Below are 19,218 nucleotides of genomic sequence, written 5' to 3' on the forward strand. Positions count from 1 at the left end.
CGATGCCTCCTATTTTCTCAGTTTCGGATCCAATGCGTCAGAAAGTCCGTCTCCAATCAGATGAAACGACAACATGGTCAGGACAATCAGAAGACATGGGAAGAATAACTGGTGGGGATAAAACATCAACTGCTGCTGTCCTGCGGACGCCAAAGCTCCCCAACTCGTCTCCGGAGGTCTGACTCCAAGACCGATATAACTTAAAAACGCTTCACTGAATACAAATCCTGGAATTGACATCGTAATGTCTACCATGATAATTCCAAGTGTATTTGGTAACAGATGCTTGATAATGATTCTTCCCGTGGAAGCGCCAAGCGCTCTTGCTGCCTGCACATAGTCCTGTTCTTTGATCTGAAGAATCTGCCCTCTTACCATTCGGGCTGTGCCGACCCATGCCGTAAGGCTCATGGCAAATACAAGAGAAAACAAACTTCTTCCCATCACCATCGAAAGGATCGTGACAATAATCAGATATGGAAGGTTTCCGATCAGCTCACAGATACGCATGATAATATCATCCACAAGACCCCCTTTCAATCCTGCCAAAGCCCCGGCTAAAGCTCCGATCACAAACATGACCGCTGTACAGCACAGACCAATATAAATCGAAATCCGTCCGCCGACACAGACACGTGTGAAAAGGTCTCGTCCCATATCATCTGTTCCGAACCAGTATTCCGAATTCGGGCCTTGATTTTTCAAAGCCGCATTGATGTATTGATAATCTTTTCCGGAAATCACCGGGCCAACAAACAGCAGCAGCACAATCAAGGTAAGAAGTATCAAACCAAAAATCGCCAGCTTATTTGCACGAAATCTTCTCCAGACATCCGCCCAGTATGTAAGCGATTTCGCTCCGATCTCCTCCCCCGAGAGTCCTTCTGTTCCGATTCTTTTAAACAAGTCCTCCGTATCCCCAACGGACATCTCGCTATTTCTCTTTTCTTTCATTTCCATAATGATCACCTCATTTTCTATTTCTTGCCTTTTGCCACACGAATTCTAGGATCCGCGATACCATATAGAATATCTACCACAATCAGCGCTCCTACAAACAGGATTGCAAAAAAGATGGTAAGCCCGATAATCATGGTGTAATCATTGTCGGATACGGCTTTTACATAATAAAAGCCAAGTCCCGGGATGGAAAACATTTTTTCGAGAATAAAAGAACCGGCAAACACTCCGGAAATCGCAGGCCCGATCATAGTAATGATTGGAATCATCGAATTCCTCAGAACATGCTTTTTGACGATCCGTTTTCTCTTGCAGCCTTTCGCCTGTGCGGTGACAATATAATCCTCTCCAATCACAGAAATCATGCTGCTTCTCGTGTACTTCGTATAAGAAGCGATTCCGCCGATCGCATAGGCCGCAACCGGAAGGATGTAATGTTTTAACTGTCCCCAGCCAAATACCGGAACAAGTTTCCACTTAAATGCCAGGAAATACTGAAGCACGGCGGCAAATACGAAGCTCGGGACACAGATCGCGAGTACGACCAGTACCCGAATCACATGATCGACCGGCTTCCCCCGGTTCAGTGCCGCTATCATTCCAAGAGCCACACCGATTGTTACCTGAAACAAGATGGCCAGAAGACCGATCTTGGCGGACGTCCACGTATTTTCTTTGATCACATCATTGGCGGACTTTCCTGTATAGACGATGGACTCTCCAAAATCTCCAGTAGTAATCAGATTCTTCATATAGGTTGTGTAACGCTGAAATACCGGCTTATCCAGCCCATATTTCTTCTCAATAATTTCCTGCGCCTGCTCCGGCATCTGTCCGACCTTTGCCGCAATCGGATCTCCCGGTGCCCCTGCCACAAGAAAGAATGTAGCGGTCGCAATCAAAAATAATGTAAGAATTGCGTACGCCAGTCGTTTTCCAATAAATTTCAGCATCTTTTTCTCTCCCTTCTTTTCCCGTCAGCTTGCCTCTGACTGTCTTTTCTTCTGAAGCTCCTGGAACAGCGTCTCCGGCACGATCATATAATGCCGGCGGATCTTTTCACAGATCTCCTCCACAGACTTGGCCCGGAACGCATCCAAAATCTTCTGGTGGTTTTGTTGAATATATTCATATGGCATCAATGATTCCGATCTCATGGTGTAGTATGCTGCTGTATTCCCACTTTCCAGCGACTTCCAAACCTTGTAGAGCTTTTCACTGTGGGATGCCATCACCACGTAAGAATGAAACTGTTCATCCAGTTCGATTACCTGGTAAAGATCCCTGGCATCCGCCGCTTTCCCGATTTCAACCAGATTCTGCTCCATTTTGGTATCAAGCTCTTTTGAAAGCTTTCCGGAACACATACGGACTGCCAGGATTTCCAGTGTGGATCGTATCAGATAAGCTTCCTGCATCTCATCATACGTCATCGTCTTGACGACACAGCCCTTGTGAGGCTCGTAGACAACCAAACCCTCTTCCTCGATTTGACGTAGCGCCTCCCGAACCGGCCCCCGGCTCATCTGAAGCTCCCTTGCCAGATCAGCCTCTACAATCCGTTCCCCAGACTGAATATCTCCATTCAGAATCTTTTTCCTTAAAATCTCGGCTACCTGCTCTCTTAATGTTTTTCTTGATATGGGTGTTTTTGTCATAGTGCTCTCCTTTTTCACTTTACTTTGTGAAAATCCTTATGCTCATTATACCCCCCCCCCCGTGTTTAAAAGTCAACTGTTGACAGTTACCTTTTCCGCAGAATAATTGACAAATTTTTTACTTGATTTTTGTGCAACAAATACAATTATTCTTCAAAACTAAGTTTTTAATTTATGCAATTATATCAATAGATGAATAAATATCAATGACAACAATACAGTGTGTCACTGTACTGCAAAAGAAATTATTTTCTATAACGAATATCAAAATATCTTTTTAAGTATTTTATGAGATATAAAAAGAATTACTTTTTTGAAGGATAAAATCAAAAGGACTTTATAAACAAATAATATACTACAGGGGCGGAAGGGAGAGACCTCTCCTGTTCCCTTTTTAAGATTACAGTTCCATGATTTTAGATCTAATAACCACAAAAAATAGAGAGCCTTCTGTCACGTTTGGCTCTCTTTCCGTATATTATAATCACAAAATCGTGTTCAAGGGTTATACTATGAAACAATGTTCCAATCTGTTCTATCTTTCTACTATCGCCTGCAAACTTTCAGAGTGTCTGTCAGAGCAGGAACTTACCATGCTGGCCGCCGATCTTGTTGTCCTGAGTGATATGCTGGCTAATCTTCTCGCTCATCAGGATATATACGAAGATGCTTCACAAAATACCTTGTAATCGAGATAGTCTTTTACAGCTTCTTCCAGATCTTTCGCATCCTTCTGGAGTGTCGGAGCCTTTACATCCCTAAGCTCTACAATCTGCCTTACCCTGTCTTCACCATCATAGATCGTCTCAGCATAGGTAAATGGCAGGTCCTGATAATAGGAAGCACCAAATACATCCTTATATGAGATTCTAAGCAGACAAAAAACATTTGTATTAATATCATAATCAAACACAATGCTGGTAGCTTCTTTATCTGTCAGACGTCTTTTTGCCGGATAAAAAGCACTTCCAGAAGCAATCTTTTTCCCGTTGACTGCACATCCCTCAATCTGAAAATCAAAAACACAATTATGATTGATTGTTTTTATCTCAATCTGCGAGCAAATTTTCTGTTTCAGGCAGAAAAAACCACTCGTTATCACCCCTTCTTCTGTGATTGTCAAAATGAGCTCTGGATCTGTCTCACTCATAATAACTTCAAATCCTAAAATCGGCATATATTCCAGACGTCTGTTCTCCTCATTGCTCTCTTTCTGATGATAAAGCGTAATGAGGACTCCTATCAGAGTAAACGCGCCCCCAAGTACTGCTCCAATGAGCCCGATCCACATTTCCCTGCTGCCCGGAACATGGATTTCCAGATATTCAAATACAGCAACCATTCCCAGCAGTAGTAAAACAATTACCACTGATATCATCATGCAGCCTATCGCTTCTTTGACATATTTTCTGTTCAAAAGTCTCACCCTCCTGAAATCTTGTTATCGATCATTGTACCTTCCCCTTAATATACAAAAACAGCGAAATCCTCAAGATGAATAAGGTTCCGCTGTTTTGTCTCTTTTCTTTTATGAACGTCCGCACCGAAAAAAGAGCGAATATATCATTTTATCGGCAAGTGTGCAGGCGCATCTATCATCTTTCCATATCAGCTTAGCTACAATATTTTCTTTCATTTTCATGTACCTACACTCCAAAGATTTATAAATGTATTTTATTCCTTATACGTAAACTTGCTTCTATGTGCATAATCCAATGTCTTGAAAACGGCATCTGGATCAGTCCTCGTATATCTTTATTGCACCAATAATCAATCAGCCAAATCGCATTTTCATGATTGCTTACGACATTTAGCGATTTTAAGTATTCTTTTCTTTCTTTCGATACCTTCTTTTTCATTTCGTCATAAGACAGGCTTTTGAGTATCCTTTCAGTACTTGCTTTTACCTCAAAAATATATGAATAAAGCTCTTTCAAATTAAGCTGCATTGAAAAATCCGCAATCTGCTGTTTTTCAAGTTCATTGCCTGTTGTTATTATGGGTGAATTGATTCTCTCCTGATAACCCCCTGTGCAAAACACCTGTTCGTCTTCGTTTATCAAGATATGCGCAACTATATCTTCGATACGAAATATATGCCAGATTGAATATGCAATGGTTTTGCTATGATAACCGTCTGCATTTAGAAAAGGGATGGCATTAAATTCTTCTCTATTTAATTCGCTATAGAATACGGTTAAGATTTTCATTAACCGATTCCGCAGTTCAAATAGAGTATCGATACCCGCCTCATAGGTATCATTCTTCCTAATTTGTGTTTGCATTGTTTTGTTAAGTTCCGACCATTCTTTATTCACAATCAATCCTCCAAATCCAGGTTACCATTTCTTGCCGCTCACTTTTCCTCATCCAATGGCATGACCTTTCCAATCCCTTCCGTAGCCGACGCCGTCACAATCAAGGGTGTGAAGCTTCCGTTGCTTCTCCTGTACTGTCCGGATGTTCCTGATAAACTCATAGACACGCACTTTCTTCGCATATCTCCATTATACAGAATAATTGCAAAAACGCAATTATCAAAATGCAATTCTTACAAGATTCCGTGGTATATGGTATTACTCTCCCAGAACCAAAAAACGCCTTTCTGACCGTCGTCAAAGTCATTATGACAAAAACGGCGGTATCACTCACGATACCACCGTTTTTGCTTTAGCACTCAAAATATACTAAAAATCCGAAGCCGCCCCGATTGGAACCGGGTTCGGATTATCATTATCTGGTGCCGGCGGCGGGACTTGAACCCGCACGTGGTTGCCCACAACAGATTTTGAGTCTGCCTCGTCTGCCATTCCGACACGCCGGCTTTTCTCGGCTATTGAAGCCGAAAATTATTATAGCATAACTTTTCTTTGATTGCAAGAAATTATTTTCACATTTATTTCCAAATTTTATTTGACTCTGCGATCAGCTCTTTTCCAATATCAAAGCAGTCAAACGTCGCAAAGTAGTCTGCCGGCGTCTCCGCACGGCGGATCAGCTTGGCACTTCCATCTTCTTTTAGCAGAACTTCAGCGGATTTCAACTTGCCATTATAGTTGTAACCCATGGAGTATCCATGAGCTCCGGTATCATGGATCACGAGCAGGTCTCCCATATCAATCTGTGGAAGCATCCGATCGATTGCAAACTTGTCATTGTTTTCGCAAAGGGAACCTGTAATGTCATATTTATGATCGCACGGAGCGTGCTCTTTTCCCATCACAGTGATATGATGATAAGCACCATACATGGCCGGACGCATCAGATTGACCGCACAGGAATCTACACCAATGTACTCCTTATGGGTATGCTTTTCATGGATCGCTTTTGTCACCAGACATCCGTACGGTGCAAGCATGAATCTTCCAAGCTCGGTGTAAATCGCCACATCTCCCATTCCGGCCGGAACAAGGATGGATTCGTATGCTTTTCTTACGCCTTCCCCAATCACACGGATATCATTTGGCTCCTGATCCGGGTGGTAAGGAATTCCGATTCCACCGGACAGATTGATGAACTTGATATGCACTCCGGTCTCTTCCTTTAAACGGACCGCTGTCTGAAAAAGGACTTCTGCCAACATCGGATAGTATTCGTTCGTCACGGTATTGCTTGCCAGAAATGCATGAATTCCAAACTCTTTTGCTCCTTTTTCCTTCAGAATACGGAAAGCGTCCGTGATCTGCTCCGTTGTCATCCCGTATTTGGCGTCTCCCGGATGATCCATAATATCATTGGTAATCTTGAACACTCCGCCCGGATTGTAACGACAACTGATCGTCTCCGGAATATGGCCGATGGCTTTCTCCAAAAATTCAATATGGGTAATATCATCCAGGTTGATAATTGCTCCCAGACGGTCTGCAAGACGGAACTCTTCTGCCGGCGTGTCGTTAGAGGAAAACATAATATCCTCTCCTTTCATACCGATCGCGTCAGAAAGCATTAATTCCGTAAAGGAAGAACAGTCGCAGCCGCAGCCGTACTCCTTAAGAATCTGAATGAGAAACGGATTCGGCGTCGCTTTCACCGCGAAATATTCTTTATAGCCTGGGTTCCATGCAAACGCTTCTTTCAGTGCTTTTGCATTCTTACGAATCCCTTTCTCATCGTACAGATGAAATGGCGTCGGGAACTCCTTTATGATCTCTTCCAGTTTTTCCTTGGAAACAAATGGTTTCTTTTCCATCAGTTGGTTTCTCCTTTCGTAAGCTCAATTACTTTTATCTCGTTCGCCATCGCCTCTTTAAAGATCTCCACAAAGTTGCGCTGGCTTGTATACAGACAGGTATTGCGATCCTGATTTCTATATTCGCCGCTCAGAATAAAGGAGGAATCTACAATCATTCCCATCTGTCCTTTCCTGTCCGCAGTGTAATATACCTTCCCAGGGCCGACATACGCTTCCCAGTCCGTAATAATGACGACCTTTTTTCCATCTCCGGCAAACTCGGTAAGCTCCGGCAGAACTGCCTCCAGAAAAGCCTGTCCAGAAGACAGATACACCCTCTCTTTTGCCCGTTTCAGAAGAGCTCTTGCTTTCGCCTCAATGGTCTCCTGCCCGGAAATCGTAATATAACCTTCCTCTTCTTCTTTCCGAACCGGTGCATGCATTACAAGCCAGTCCTCTTCTTTTTTCAACTGGTCAATCTTGTCCTCGCAAAACTCCTGTACCGGCACAGAAAGATAACGCTTTCCATTCTCACTCGCCTCCAGATAGGCCGCTCCCTTTTCACACAGGGACGCAAGCGCCACATAGACATTCGAACGGGAAATCCCGGTCAGCTTGGCGGCCTCATATCCGGTCAGCTTTCCATTCTCCAGAAGACTCTCATAGACTGCGGCTTCCTGTCTTGTCAAATCAAATTTCATCAAATGTTCCTTAAATTGTTCTTTGCCCATTTTCTCTCCTTAGTAGCTCTTTATAGTACTACTATAGTCGGTTCTCCTTAGAAAGTCAAGTATAAATCAGGACGGATCTGTCCGATCCGTCCTGATTCAGTTTCTTATTCAATTACCGCAATCCGCATCATATTGCTCCCACCGTTACCGGAGTAGGAATAAGTTCCCATTGGCGCCGGAAGTCCTGCTGTCAAAACAACAACATCTCCTGGCTCTACGAACTGCTTCGCCTTCACCATCTCCAGGGCATTCTCACAAACGTCTTCCGTAGAACGAAGGGGAATCGATTTCAGCGGCCGTACTCCCCAATAAATCTGCATCCTGCGGAGCGTCGACTCATCCGGACTGACGCCAATCACGTCCGCCCTTGGTTTAAACTTGGATACAACTTTTGCTGTCGCTCCAGACATCGTTGGGGCTACAATACACTTTGCATTCAGATTGTCCGCCGTTGCCACAGTGGAAAACCCAATCGCACTGGAAATACTCTGTTTTCTATGCTGCTGCGCTTTTTTCAGAAGGACTTCATAATCCAGATGGCTTTCTGTATTCTCCACAATCTGCACCATCATCTGAAGTGCCTCCAATGGATATTTTCCCTGTGCCGTCTCTCCGGAAAGCATAACAGCGTCTGTCCCGTCATAAACCGCATTGGCTACGTCCGTTACCTCCGCACGAGTCGGACGCGGATTACGAATCATGGAATCCAGCATCTGCGTTGCTGTGATGACCGGCTTAAAGTTATCGTTACATTTCTTTATGATTTCTTTCTGAATATACGGCACTTCCTGAGCAGGAATCTCCACGCCCATATCTCCTCTTGCTACCATAATACCATCTGCGCTTCGGATAATCTCATCAATGTTACGGATTCCCTCCGCGTTTTCGATCTTGGCAATGATCGGGATGTACGGAGCATTACATTCTCTTAACCAGCTTCGGATCTCAATGATACACTCTGCATTCCGCACAAAGGATGCTGCAATGAAGTCAATCCCCTGAGTGACGCCGAACTTGATATCTTCTCGATCCTTATCTGTAATCGCGGGAAGACGTACCGGTACATTCGGCACATTGATCCCCTTCTTTTCACCGAGCTCTCCGCCATTGATGATCCGGCAGACAATATCATGGTTCTCAATTCTCAGAACTTCCAGTTCGATCAATCCATCATCAATCAGAATCTTACGTCCCGGCATGACATCTTCTGTCAGACCCTTATATGTGATAGAAACCCGTTTCTGATCCCCTATGATTTCCTCAGACGTCAGGGTAAACTCTTGCCCTGCTTCCAGCATGACTTTCTTACCGTCTTTTAATACACCGGTGCGGATCTCCGGTCCCTTTGTATCCAGAAGAATCGCAACCGGAATCTTTTCCTCCTCCCGGATCTTCTTCAGCATATCCATGCGATACTTATGTTCCTCATAATCTCCGTGTGAAAAGTTGAATCTGGCGATATTCATCCCGTTTTTCACGAGATTCCGCATCAGCCCCTCGTCGTTGGCATTTGGCCCCATGGTACATACAATCTTCGTCTTCTTCATCTCTTCCATTCCTTTCTGGTCGTAAACTCAGCTGCGTGTTTCTATTTTACATGTTCGTGTGTAAATAGGTGATCCTGACAATACTCATAGTTTCCGTTGCATTTGGAACAATATCTGAATTCCAGTTCCGGGTGATCCAGCTCGGTCCTGCCGCATACAGCACAACGGTGTCTCGGCACCCGTCCGTCCGGCTGTGCACTGTAGTGATTTGGCTCTCTTCTTTGCATCTGCTTTTTGAACTCCCGCCTTCTCTTCTGCTGCTTCGGAGAAATCTTTGCGTAATTTCTCGTCGAAAAATAGAAAATCAAAAAATTCAGAAGCGATACAACCGCCGCAAAAGCGCTCGCCCGGTAGCTGGAATATGTTCCCCCGTATGACGGGAGAAACGCCTGAACAACGGTCCAGACGAAGAATACCCCATCAAACCATGCCAGCCACTTTGCCTTCACCGGAATAAGATAAAACAAAAGGAACTCCATATCCGGATAAACCGCTGCAAAAGCAAAAAACAAAGACAGGTTCAGATACGTCGTCCCTAGCAGATAAACCTGTCCTGTAAACAGATAAATAAGGAATGCCGCAATCACGTGAAACAGCACACCCGTAAAAAAATACAGGTTAAAGCGGAACGATCCCCACGTCTGCTCCAGTGCGTTCCCGATCATATAGTAAAAGTAAAGTGCAATCAGCAAAAATATCGCATTGTCCGACGGCGGCTGGATCAAAAAGGTAACAATCCTCCAAATCTGTCCATGCAGAATCTCCGAAACATTCAATGACAAATACTGGATATAAAAATAGGGATTGAGAATGTTCAGCAAAAAGCCGACCGCATACAAAATGATGATCACATACATCAGATTAGGGATTGCGAATCTGCCGAATCTACGCTCTAAACGTGAAATCCAATTCATTTTTTCTCTCCTTTCATACTCGATTCTCATTGTAGCTTCTGAATGTTTTTTTGTCAATCAGCTCAGAAGACTTTACAAGAAATTCATTTTTCCTTAGGAAGATTTTATTGTATCTTGCTTCTTTTTGTCGTATAATAATCGATGTTGCAAAAATATATTAATCATAAGAAGAAATACATCTACAGGTACAAAATAGAAAAGGAGTAACGTAATATGAGCCAAAGGGATTTATTCACTCTGGGAATTGACATTGGCTCTACGACCGTCAAGATCGCAGTACTTGACGAGAAAAATGAGCTGTTATTCTCAGATTACGAACGACATTTCGCAAACATTCAGGAAACCCTTTCTGATTTGCTTGGAAGAGCCGTCCACCAGCTCGGGGCGATCCACGCCTCCCCGGTAATCACCGGAAGCGGCGGGCTGACACTTGCAAAGCATCTTGGTGTTCCGTTTGTCCAGGAAGTTATCGCCGTATCCACGGCTTTACAGGATTATGCACCGCAGACCGATGTTGCCATCGAGCTCGGAGGCGAGGACGCGAAGATTATCTATTTTGAAAATGGAAACGTGGAGCAAAGAATGAACGGAATCTGCGCCGGAGGTACCGGTTCCTTTATCGACCAAATGGCCTCTTTGCTGCAGACAGACGCCACGGGCCTGAATGAATATGCAAAGAATTATACTGCTTTATATGATATTGCCGCGCGCTGCGGTGTGTTCGCCAAGACAGACATTCAGCCTCTCATCAACGATGGAGCCGCGAAAGAAGACCTGGCTGCTTCCATTTTCCAGGCGGTGGTCAATCAGACCATCAGTGGACTGGCATGTGGAAAGCCGATCCGGGGGCACGTCGCATTTCTGGGCGGTCCGCTTCATTTCCTTTCTGAGCTCCGGGAAGCCTTTATCCGGACTCTGAATCTGGACGACGAGCATACGATTGCGCCGAAAAACTCCCACCTCTTTGCGGCGGTAGGATCTGCGCTGAACTCGAAAAAAGATCTGGATATCCCGATCATTGAGCTGCAACAACGTCTGGCGGATCATATCCAGATGGATTTTGAGGTAGAGCGTCTGGAGCCGCTTTTCTCTTCCGAGGATGATTTCCGGGAGTTTAAAGACCGCCATGACAAACACCAGGTTCCTGTGAAGGATCTGGCAAGTTATCAGGGAAATGTCTACTTGGGCATCGATGCCGGTTCTACCACTACAAAGGCTGCTCTGGTCGGCGAAGACGGAACACTTCTTTATTCCTTCTACCATGGAAACGACGGAGACCCGCTTGCCACTACGATCACAGCGCTTAAGGATATTTATTCCAAGCTGCCGGAGGGCGCACGGATCGCTTACTCCTGCTCCACCGGATACGGAGAGGCTCTGATGAAGGCTGCCTTTCTTCTGGACGAGGGCGAAGTAGAGACCGTATCCCACTACTATGCCGCTTCCTTCTTCGAGCCGGATGTGGACTGTATCCTCGATATCGGCGGCCAGGATATGAAATGTATCAAGATTAAGAATCATACAGTTGACTCTGTACAGCTCAATGAGGCATGTTCCTCCGGATGTGGTTCTTTCATAGAAACCTTTGCCAAGTCGCTGAATTATTCCGTAGAAGACTTTGCGGATGAAGCACTTTATGCAAGACATCCAATTGACCTTGGTACCCGATGTACGGTATTTATGAACTCCAAGGTGAAGCAGGCTCAGAAAGAGGGAGCTTCCGTTGCGGATATTTCCGCCGGACTTGCCTATTCTGTTATCAAGAATGCCCTGTTTAAGGTAATCAAGGTATCGGACGCTTCGGAGCTTGGAAAGAATATCGTCGTGCAGGGTGGTACCTTCTATAACAACGCGGTCCTCAGAAGTTTTGAAAAAATCGCAGGATGTGAGGCAGTCCGCCCGGATATCGCCGGTATCATGGGTGCTTTTGGCGCTGCTCTGATCGCCAGGGAGCGTTATCATACATACGACTGTAAAGAGACGACCATGCTCTCTATCGAGGACATTGAAAACCTGACCTACGACACTTCCATGGCAAAATGCCAGAGATGTGCCAACCACTGTCGTCTGACCATCAACAAGTTTACCGGCGGCAGACGCTTTATCACTGGAAACCGCTGTGAACGAGGTCTGGGAAAAGAAAAAACAAATACGGATATTCCAAACTTATTTGCGTATAAGAATGAACGCTACTTCGGCTACAAACCATTGGCCAAAGAGGATGCGCCTTACGGAACGATTGGCCTTCCTCGTGTACTGAATATGTACGAGGATTATCCATTGTGGTTTACTTTCTTCACTGAGCTTGGATTTTCCGTTGTCCTCTCTCCTGCTTCTTCCCGAAAAATCTATGAGATGGGCATCGAATCCATTCCGAGTGAGTCCGAGTGCTACCCCGCAAAGCTGGCGCACGGCCATGTGGAATGGCTGATCCGGCAGAATGTGGACCGGATTTTCTATCCTTGTATTCCGTACGAGAGAAATGAATTTCCGGATGCCAACAATCATTACAACTGCCCGATTGTCACCTCCTACGCGGAAAATATCAAGAACAATATGGACGAGATCGTCCAGGGGCATGTCGATTTTATGAATCCGTTTCTTGCCCTGACAACAGAAGAAATCATGGCAGACCGCCTGGTGGAAATCTTCCGGGAGAAATTCCAGATTCCGGAGGAAAAAATCCGGGACGCCGCCCACAAAGGCTGGGCAGAGCTGGAAACCTGCAGGGAGGATATTCGAAAAAAAGGGGAGGAAACCCTTGCTTACCTGGATCAAACCGGACGCCACGGTATTGTCCTGGCAGGACGGCCATACCACTATGACCCTGAGGTCAACCACGGAATTCCGGAGCTTATTACTTCTTACGGAATCGCGGTCCTGACGGAAGATTCCATCTCCCACTTAAATCCGGTGGAACGTCCGTTAAATGTCATGGATCAGTGGATGTACCACTCCCGTCTCTATGCGGCGGCAAACTATGTCAAGACGACGGAAAACCTGGATCTGATCCAGCTTAATTCCTTCGGCTGCGGGCTAGATGCCGTTACTACAGATGAGGTATCCGACATTCTCACCGGTTCCGGAAAGATCTATACCTCACTGAAAATTGACGAGGTCAACAACCTGGGAGCGGCAAGAATCCGGATTCGTTCTCTTCTGGCTGCGATCCGTGTCCGGGACGCCAAGAAGGAAAAACGGGAAGTTCACAGTGCCGCGATCCGGAAAGTACCGTTTACGAAAGAGATGAAGAAGAAGTATACGATCCTCTGCCCGCAGATGTCGCCGATTCACTTCGACCTGATTGAACCGGCCTTCCGCGCATCCGGCTATAAGATTGAAGTTCTTCCAAATGATAATAAAGACGCAGTCAATGTAGGACTGAAATATGTCAACAACGACGCCTGCTATCCATCCCTGATGGTCGTCGGGCAGATCATGGACGCGATTCTCTCCGGAAAATATGATACAGACCATCTGGCAGTGATTATCTCCCAGACCGGAGGCGGCTGCCGTGCGTCCAACTATATCGGATTTATCCGCCGTGCTTTAAAAAAAGCCGGGTATGAGCACATCCCGGTCATCTCCATCAACTTAAGCGGATTGGAAAAGAATCCAGGATTTAAGATTACACCGATGCTGGCGCTGCGCGGTATCTATGCGGCATTGCTCGGTGACGTCTTTATGAGATGTCTGTATCGTATCCGTCCGTATGAAGCCGAAAAAGGCTCTGCCAATGCTCTCTATGAGAAATGGGCTTTTGTCTGCCGGAAATTTGTCTCCGAAGGCTACCCTTCCAGACGCCGCTTCAAACAGCTTTGCCGGCAGATCATTCACGATTTCGACACGCTTCCGATTACGGACGAGAAGAAACCACGTGTCGGTGTTGTTGGAGAGATCCTTGTCAAATTCCTTCCGGCGGCCAACAATTATCTGGTGGATCTTCTGGAGCATGAAGGCGCTGAGGCTGTTGTTCCGGATCTGGCGGACTTTTTACTGTACTGCTTCTACAATACGAACTTTAAGCATACTCATCTGGGAATGAAGAAGTCCTCCGCTCGGCTTGCCAATCTTGGAATCAGCGTTCTGGAATGGTTCCGGAAACCGGCTGTGGACGCTTACAAAAAAAGTAAACGTTTCACCCCGCCGTCCAGAATTGAGCACCTTGCCTCCATGGCAAGCGAAATCGTCTCTCTTGGTAACCAGACCGGTGAAGGCTGGTTCTTAACCGGGGAGATGCTGGAACTCATTGAGAATGGAGCCAGGAACATCGTCTGCACCCAGCCGTTTGCCTGTCTGCCGAATCATGTAGTCGGAAAGGGAGTCATTAAGGAACTCAGGCGACTTCATCCGGAATCCAATATCGTAGCTATCGACTATGATCCAGGTGCCAGCGAGGTCAACCAGCTTAACCGAATCAAGCTGATGCTCTCCACGGCAAACAAAAATCTGGAAAAAGATATCCAGTCGTCCATATGACAGAAATAGGGATTTGTTTATAAAAGCAAAAGACCGTTCGAGATCCGTATCCTCCATCGATACGTCCGGCGGTCTTTTTACTTTCCAGTCATCGTCTCTTTCTCTTAGACGCAAAATGCTGTATGTGAGATACGACGTATCCGCATACAGCATTTCATATAGGGCATATATAAATTTTAAAGAAGGGGCATAAATTATTTTACTTGTGCAAGGAGCTTCTCTACACTGACAAGCTTAACGCTCAGTGTAAAGACTTCCATAGCCCGCTTGATCTCATCCAGAGTCGGATAAGATGGCGCAATACGAATATTACTGTCATGCGGGTCTTTGCCATACGGATACGTCGCTCCGGCGTTCGTCATAATGAGTCCTGCCTCTTTTGCCTTTGCCACAATAGCCTTAGCGCATCCGTCCAAAGAATCAAAGGAGATAAAGTATCCTCCTCTTGGAGCAAGCCAGCTTCCGATTTCAAGACCGCCCAGCTCTTTTTCCAAAGATGCCAGTACCGTATCAAACTTCGGTCTCATACTTGCCGCATGTTTCTTCATATGCTCAACCATGCCGTGAATATTTTTGAAATATCTCGCATGTCGGAGCTGATTGAGCTTATCATGCCCAATCGTCTGGATCTTCATCTGCTCGCGGATCTCTGCCAGATTGGCATCGGATGCCGCAATCGCCGCAATCCCGGATCCCGGGAAACTGATCTTGGAGGTAGAAGAAAACTTATACACCATATCCGGGTGTCCTTCTTTCTTACACTCCATCAAAATCTCGATCAGATAGTCCTGTTTATCCTCGTAGAGGTGATGAATTCCATAGGCATTATCCCAGTAGATCCGAAAATCCTCTGCTGCTGGATTCAATTTTGCAAAGCGGTGAACCGTTTCATCCGAGTAGGTGATCCCCTGCGGATTGGAATACTTCGGCACGCACCAGATTCCCTTGATGGCCGGATCTGAGCTTACAAGCTTCTCTACCATATCCATATCCGGACCCGTAGGGGTCATCGGAACATTGATCATCTCGATGCCAAAATGCTCTGTAATCGCGAAATGGCGGTCATATCCCGGTACCGGACATAAGAACTTCACTTTATCAAGCTTGCACCACGGTGTACTTCCCATCACACCATGAATCATCGAACGTGCAACGGTATCATACATGACATTCAGACTGGAATTTCCGAAAATTACGATATTGTCCTTTGGTACTTCCATCATATCCGCCAGAAGCTGCTTTGCTTCCCGGATTCCATCTAGTACTCCGTAGTTCCTGCAGTCTACACCTTCCTCACAAACCAGATCAGAACTGCTTGTCAGAACATCCATCATTCCCATCGAAAGATTGAGCTGCTCTGTAGAAGGCTTGCCGCGGGACATATCAAGTTTCAGTCCCTTCGCCTTTACCTCTTCAAATTTCCTGGTCAACTCTTTTTTCAAAGCCTTCAGCTCGTCTTTACTCAGATCTTTATACGCTGTCATGGTTCTACCGCCCTTCCTCTTTTTCACTGAATATTATTCTATCTATGTTTTGACTATCCGTCAAGACTTTCTTGCAATTTTCTTGCTATTTTTTCAATTTTTCGCAAATCTGCATGTCTAAAATGAATTTTTATTTTAAAATTTATTCATTATGTTTCCTTTCAAGATGCCTTCGGACACATTGGCACACGTCCTTTGATTCTGACAAAAAAGAACCGAAGGGAGTATGCCGCTCTGGCTTTCCGCTTCGGTTCTTCCTTATTTTCTTTTATCTTGATCTTATTTTTTAATCAGCAGAGAGGAGCCTGTCATCTCTTCCGGCTTTTTCATTCCCATCATCTCAATGAGAGTCGGTGCGATATCCGCTAGGCATCCGCCTTCCCGTAATCCATAGGATGGATCTGCATTGACGATGATAAATGGTACCTGATTCGTTGTATGTGCGGTAAATGGCTCTCCTGTCGTCTCATCAATGAGCTGCTCTGCATTTCCATGATCCGCACAGATAAACATCTGTCCATCCACCTCTTTGATGGCATCCACAGTCCGCCCGACACATTCATCCACAGCCTCAATAGCTTTCACCGCCGCAGCCTCCACTCCGGTATGCCCAACCATATCCGGGTTTGCGAAGTTGATAATGATGACGTCGTATTTCAAAGATCTGATCGCTTCTACCAACTTGTCACAAACTTCGTAGGCGCTCATTTCCGGCTTCAGATCATAAGTTGCTACCTTCGGAGATTTTACAAGGATTCGGTCTTCTCCCTCATTTGGCTCTTCTACCCCACCGTTGAAGAAGAAAGTTACATGTGCGTATTTTTCTGTCTCCGCAATTCTTGCCTGCTTCATATGGTTTTTGGCAAGATATTCTCCGAATGTATTTGTAATCTCTGTCTTATGGAACGCAACCATCTTGTTCGGGATGGTAACGTCATACTCTGTAAAGCAGACATATGTCGTACGGACACGTTCTCCTCTGTCAAATCCATCAAACTCGTCGGCACAGAATACTCTTGTAATCTCCCTTGCACGATCCGGGCGGAAATTAAAGAAGATGATGGAGTCGTTCTCCTGAATGGTCGCAACCGGTTTTCCTCCTTTTGTGATGACTGCCGGAACAACAAATTCATCCGATTTTCCATCGTCATAGGAATTCTGAATCGCCTCCACAGCGTCCTTGGCCTGGTTACCCTCTCCATATACAAGCGCCTTATAAGCAAGCTCCACACGATCCCAGCGGTTATCTCTATCCATCACATAATAACGTCCCATGACAGACGCAATCTCACCAACGCCGATCTCTTTCATCTTATCGGAAAGTTCCTGCACATAATCCTTTCCGGATTCCGGTGGAGTGTCACGTCCGTCCAGGAAACAGTGTACATAGACTTTGGAGATACCCTGACGCTTTGCCAGTTCCAGAAGTCCGTAAATATGCGTATTATGGCTGTGTACACCACCGTCTGATACCAGACCGTACAGGTGCAGGGCACTGTCATGCGCTTTTACATTGGCACAGGCTGCAAGCAGCGCTTCATTCTCAAAGAAATCTCCATCCTGGATAGCCTTCGTGATCTTGGTGAGATCCTGGTAAACAATCCTGCCGGCTCCCATATTCAAATGTCCGACTTCGGAATTCCCCATCTGTCCTTCCGGAAGCCCTACGGCCATACCGCTTGCGTTTCCCCGAACAAACGGATACTCTGCCATTAATTGATCCATAACAGGAGTATTGGCCTCCGCAACCGCATTTCCGTTCATTTTATCACTCAATCCGTAACCATCCAGGATCATCAGTACTGTTGGTTTCTTACTCATTGTTTTCTCTCCTTTATTTCTATCTTCCAATTTTACATGCTCTCCCCTTTTCTTTCAAGCGCAGGAAATCTGTCCCCGTCAGGGGGTACAGGCAAATCTCATCCCGCCTGGGCTTTATACATAGAGTTCCTTTACTGTCTCTCGCTCCATGAGCCGAACCGGAATTCTGATCTCTACCTTCTTTTCTTCCTTTTCTTCCAGTGCCTGAAACAAAAGCTTGGCGGCCTCTCGTCCCTTTTCGCCGGCTCCCTGCCGGATCGTTGTAAGTCTAGGATAGGCAAGTCTTGACATCGTAAGATCGTCAAACCCGATCACGGAAATGTCCTTCGGAATCCAGACGCCGTGATGGCGGAAATAATCCATTGCCTCCAAAGCATACGAATCCCTGCTGAAGATCACTGCCGTATAATCAAAGATATGACCAATGAGGGACTGCATCATGGTAAGCTGCTTTTCCGCCTGCATACTGCCCCTGTATACGTGCTCCTCGTCGAACGACAGGTGTGACTCCCGAAGCGCCCTTTGATAACCCTTTAGCTTTCTTTCCGCCCCGTCCATCGGCCGTTCGTTCTCGTCATACGGGCCATCCGTGACGAAGGCAATCCTACGGTGTCCCTTTTCAATCAGATAGGATGCTGCCAGATAAGCGCCTTCTTCATCCTCAGTCCCTACATTTCTGTATCTCTCATCATCCCGGAAATAGCAGTCCGTAAATACAGCCGGCATCTTAATCTCCTGGCCAAGTTTGCGGCAGATCTCCGTCGGAATCCCAATCGTCAGCAGTCCATCCACCTTCCACGTATGGATCAGATCCCGGATCTCCTTCTCCGTAGAGGCCGAGTACAGCATCAAATAATATCCCCTTGCACGTACTTCCTTCTCAATCTCACCGATCATTTCCGCGGCAAGCGGATGATACAGTGTCTCATGCTCTGTATCCGACAGAAAGTTGGAAATCACCCCGATAATCCTCGACTCGTTCTGGACGAGCATCCGAGCTCCCATATTTGGGACATACTGCATCTCCTCCATGATCTGTTCGATCCTTTCCTTTGTCTCCTTGGAAACCTTTTTCGTCCTCCCATGTATGACGTTGGAGACGGTCATAGCGCTAACGTTAGCCGCCTGTGCAATATCTTTAATCGTTACCATCTTACTTTCCCTTCCCCGATTCCGGCTTTACCCGTCATCATCCGACCCTTTTATTGTACTATCCCCAGTCATATTTTGCAATATTTCCGTAACAGTTCAGCCATGCACAAAGTCACAAAAATCTGAGTTCAAACTTGTTTGAAAACAAAGATTTTTTGTGTGCTTTGTATATGGCGCTCTGCCATCAGCGAGAATTTTGCCACGCAAGTGGCGATAAAGCCGCATAGCGGCTAATCCGAGCTGTCATGGCTGAACTGTTACTTACACTTCCGGGAAAACCACTACACTAGTCATCTCAGGG

14 protein-coding genes and 1 tRNA gene are annotated in these 19,218 nt (G+C 45.8%); 1 reads left to right on the forward strand and 14 read right to left on the reverse strand.

Features of this window, described 5'->3' with window-relative positions; genetic code table 11:
• Positions 1–9 precede the first annotated feature (9 nt).
• From AOA56_RS04890 to AOA56_RS04935, 11 genes are all read right to left on the reverse strand, one after another.
• Positions 10–960 (reverse strand): ABC transporter permease, encoded by a 951-nt coding sequence (locus tag AOA56_RS04890; protein ID WP_330376398.1) that lies wholly within the window; start codon positions 958–960, stop codon positions 10–12.
• 17 nt (positions 961–977) lie between these two features.
• Positions 978–1,913: an ABC transporter permease gene (locus tag AOA56_RS04895; RefSeq protein ID WP_024732395.1), complete on the reverse strand. Its 936-nt coding sequence runs from the start codon at positions 1,911–1,913 to the stop codon at positions 978–980.
• Positions 1,914–1,937: 24 nt separating this feature from the next.
• The gene (locus AOA56_RS04900) at positions 1,938–2,618 is read right to left on the reverse strand and encodes a GntR family transcriptional regulator (protein WP_024732394.1); all 681 of its coding nucleotides are present in this window, start codon (positions 2,616–2,618) and stop codon (positions 1,938–1,940) included.
• Positions 2,619–3,267: 649 nt separating this feature from the next.
• Positions 3,268–4,035: a hypothetical protein gene (locus AOA56_RS04905; RefSeq protein ID WP_053769072.1), complete on the reverse strand. Its 768-nt coding sequence runs from the start codon at positions 4,033–4,035 to the stop codon at positions 3,268–3,270.
• Positions 4,036–4,279: 244 nt separating this feature from the next.
• Positions 4,280–4,936, reverse strand: coding sequence for a hypothetical protein (locus tag AOA56_RS04910; RefSeq protein WP_024732392.1), 657 nt, complete (start codon positions 4,934–4,936; stop codon positions 4,280–4,282).
• A gap of 38 nt (positions 4,937–4,974) precedes the next feature.
• Positions 4,975–5,097, reverse strand: coding sequence for a hypothetical protein (locus AOA56_RS16495; RefSeq protein ID WP_270672083.1), 123 nt, complete (start codon positions 5,095–5,097; stop codon positions 4,975–4,977).
• A gap of 259 nt (positions 5,098–5,356) precedes the next feature.
• Positions 5,357–5,442 (reverse strand) — tRNA-Leu (locus tag AOA56_RS04915).
• 72 nt (positions 5,443–5,514) lie between these two features.
• Positions 5,515–6,807, reverse strand: a complete 1,293-nt coding sequence (locus tag AOA56_RS04920; protein ID WP_024732391.1) for a diaminopimelate decarboxylase — start codon at positions 6,805–6,807, stop codon at positions 5,515–5,517.
• Positions 6,807–7,520, reverse strand: a complete 714-nt coding sequence (locus AOA56_RS04925) for a TrmB family transcriptional regulator (RefSeq protein WP_024732390.1) — start codon at positions 7,518–7,520, stop codon at positions 6,807–6,809. The genes AOA56_RS04920 and AOA56_RS04925 overlap by 1 nt, the downstream gene beginning before the upstream one ends.
• Before the next feature lie 104 nt (positions 7,521–7,624).
• Positions 7,625–9,067 (reverse strand): pyruvate kinase, encoded by a 1,443-nt coding sequence (pyk, locus tag AOA56_RS04930; protein ID WP_048621651.1) that lies wholly within the window; start codon positions 9,065–9,067, stop codon positions 7,625–7,627.
• A 41-nt stretch (positions 9,068–9,108) separates the two neighbouring features.
• On the reverse strand, positions 9,109–9,981 hold the full coding sequence (locus AOA56_RS04935) for a rhomboid family intramembrane serine protease (protein WP_024732389.1): 873 nt from the start codon (positions 9,979–9,981) through the stop codon (positions 9,109–9,111).
• 213 nt (positions 9,982–10,194) lie between these two features.
• Between AOA56_RS04935 and AOA56_RS04940 the strand changes: the two genes are divergently transcribed.
• Complete coding sequence (locus AOA56_RS04940) at positions 10,195–14,460, forward strand: 2-hydroxyacyl-CoA dehydratase (protein WP_053769073.1); 4,266 nt, start codon at positions 10,195–10,197, stop codon at positions 14,458–14,460.
• A 194-nt stretch (positions 14,461–14,654) separates the two neighbouring features.
• Here the strand turns inward: AOA56_RS04940 and AOA56_RS04945 are convergent, their stop codons facing one another.
• The 3 genes from AOA56_RS04945 to AOA56_RS04955 all read right to left on the reverse strand — a co-directional run bounded on the left by AOA56_RS04945 (position 14,655) and on the right by AOA56_RS04955 (position 18,917).
• Positions 14,655–15,944: an aspartate aminotransferase type Ic gene (locus AOA56_RS04945; protein WP_048621650.1), complete on the reverse strand. Its 1,290-nt coding sequence runs from the start codon at positions 15,942–15,944 to the stop codon at positions 14,655–14,657.
• 279 nt (positions 15,945–16,223) lie between these two features.
• A complete protein-coding gene (gpmI, locus tag AOA56_RS04950; RefSeq protein ID WP_053769074.1) occupies positions 16,224–17,765 on the reverse strand; it encodes a 2,3-bisphosphoglycerate-independent phosphoglycerate mutase in 1,542 nt (513 codons plus the stop codon).
• A gap of 114 nt (positions 17,766–17,879) precedes the next feature.
• Positions 17,880–18,917 (reverse strand): LacI family DNA-binding transcriptional regulator, encoded by a 1,038-nt coding sequence (locus AOA56_RS04955; RefSeq protein ID WP_048621648.1) that lies wholly within the window; start codon positions 18,915–18,917, stop codon positions 17,880–17,882.
• Positions 18,918–19,218: the final 301 nt, after the last annotated feature.

The organism is Sellimonas intestinalis (assembly GCF_001280875.1).
GTDB classification, from domain to species: Bacteria; Bacillota; Clostridia; order Lachnospirales; family Lachnospiraceae; genus Sellimonas; species Sellimonas intestinalis.

Bases quoted from the DNA above. Each gene is read 5' to 3' on its own strand.
- AOA56_RS04920 (WP_024732391.1), bottom strand. From the start codon at position 6,807: ATGGAAAAGAAACCATTTGTTTCCAAGGAAAAACTGGAAGAGATCATA.
- AOA56_RS04955 (WP_048621648.1), bottom strand. From the start codon at position 18,917: ATGGTAACGATTAAAGATATTGCACAGGCGGCTAACGTTAGCGCTATG.
- AOA56_RS04900 (WP_024732394.1), bottom strand. From the start codon at position 2,618: ATGACAAAAACACCCATATCAAGAAAAACATTAAGAGAGCAGGTAGCC.
- AOA56_RS04935 (WP_024732389.1), bottom strand. From the start codon at position 9,981: ATGAATTGGATTTCACGTTTAGAGCGTAGATTCGGCAGATTCGCAATC.
- AOA56_RS04925 (WP_024732390.1), bottom strand. From the start codon at position 7,520: ATGGGCAAAGAACAATTTAAGGAACATTTGATGAAATTTGATTTGACA.
- AOA56_RS04895 (WP_024732395.1), bottom strand. From the start codon at position 1,913: ATGCTGAAATTTATTGGAAAACGACTGGCGTACGCAATTCTTACATTA.
- AOA56_RS04890 (WP_330376398.1), bottom strand. From the start codon at position 960: ATGGAAATGAAAGAAAAGAGAAATAGCGAGATGTCCGTTGGGGATACG.
- AOA56_RS04945 (WP_048621650.1), bottom strand. From the start codon at position 15,944: ATGACAGCGTATAAAGATCTGAGTAAAGACGAGCTGAAGGCTTTGAAA.
- gpmI (WP_053769074.1), bottom strand. From the start codon at position 17,765: ATGAGTAAGAAACCAACAGTACTGATGATCCTGGATGGTTACGGATTG.
- pyk (WP_048621651.1), bottom strand. From the start codon at position 9,067: ATGAAGAAGACGAAGATTGTATGTACCATGGGGCCAAATGCCAACGAC.
- AOA56_RS16495 (WP_270672083.1), bottom strand. From the start codon at position 5,097: ATGAGTTTATCAGGAACATCCGGACAGTACAGGAGAAGCAACGGAAGC.
- AOA56_RS04940 (WP_053769073.1), top strand. From the start codon at position 10,195: ATGAGCCAAAGGGATTTATTCACTCTGGGAATTGACATTGGCTCTACG.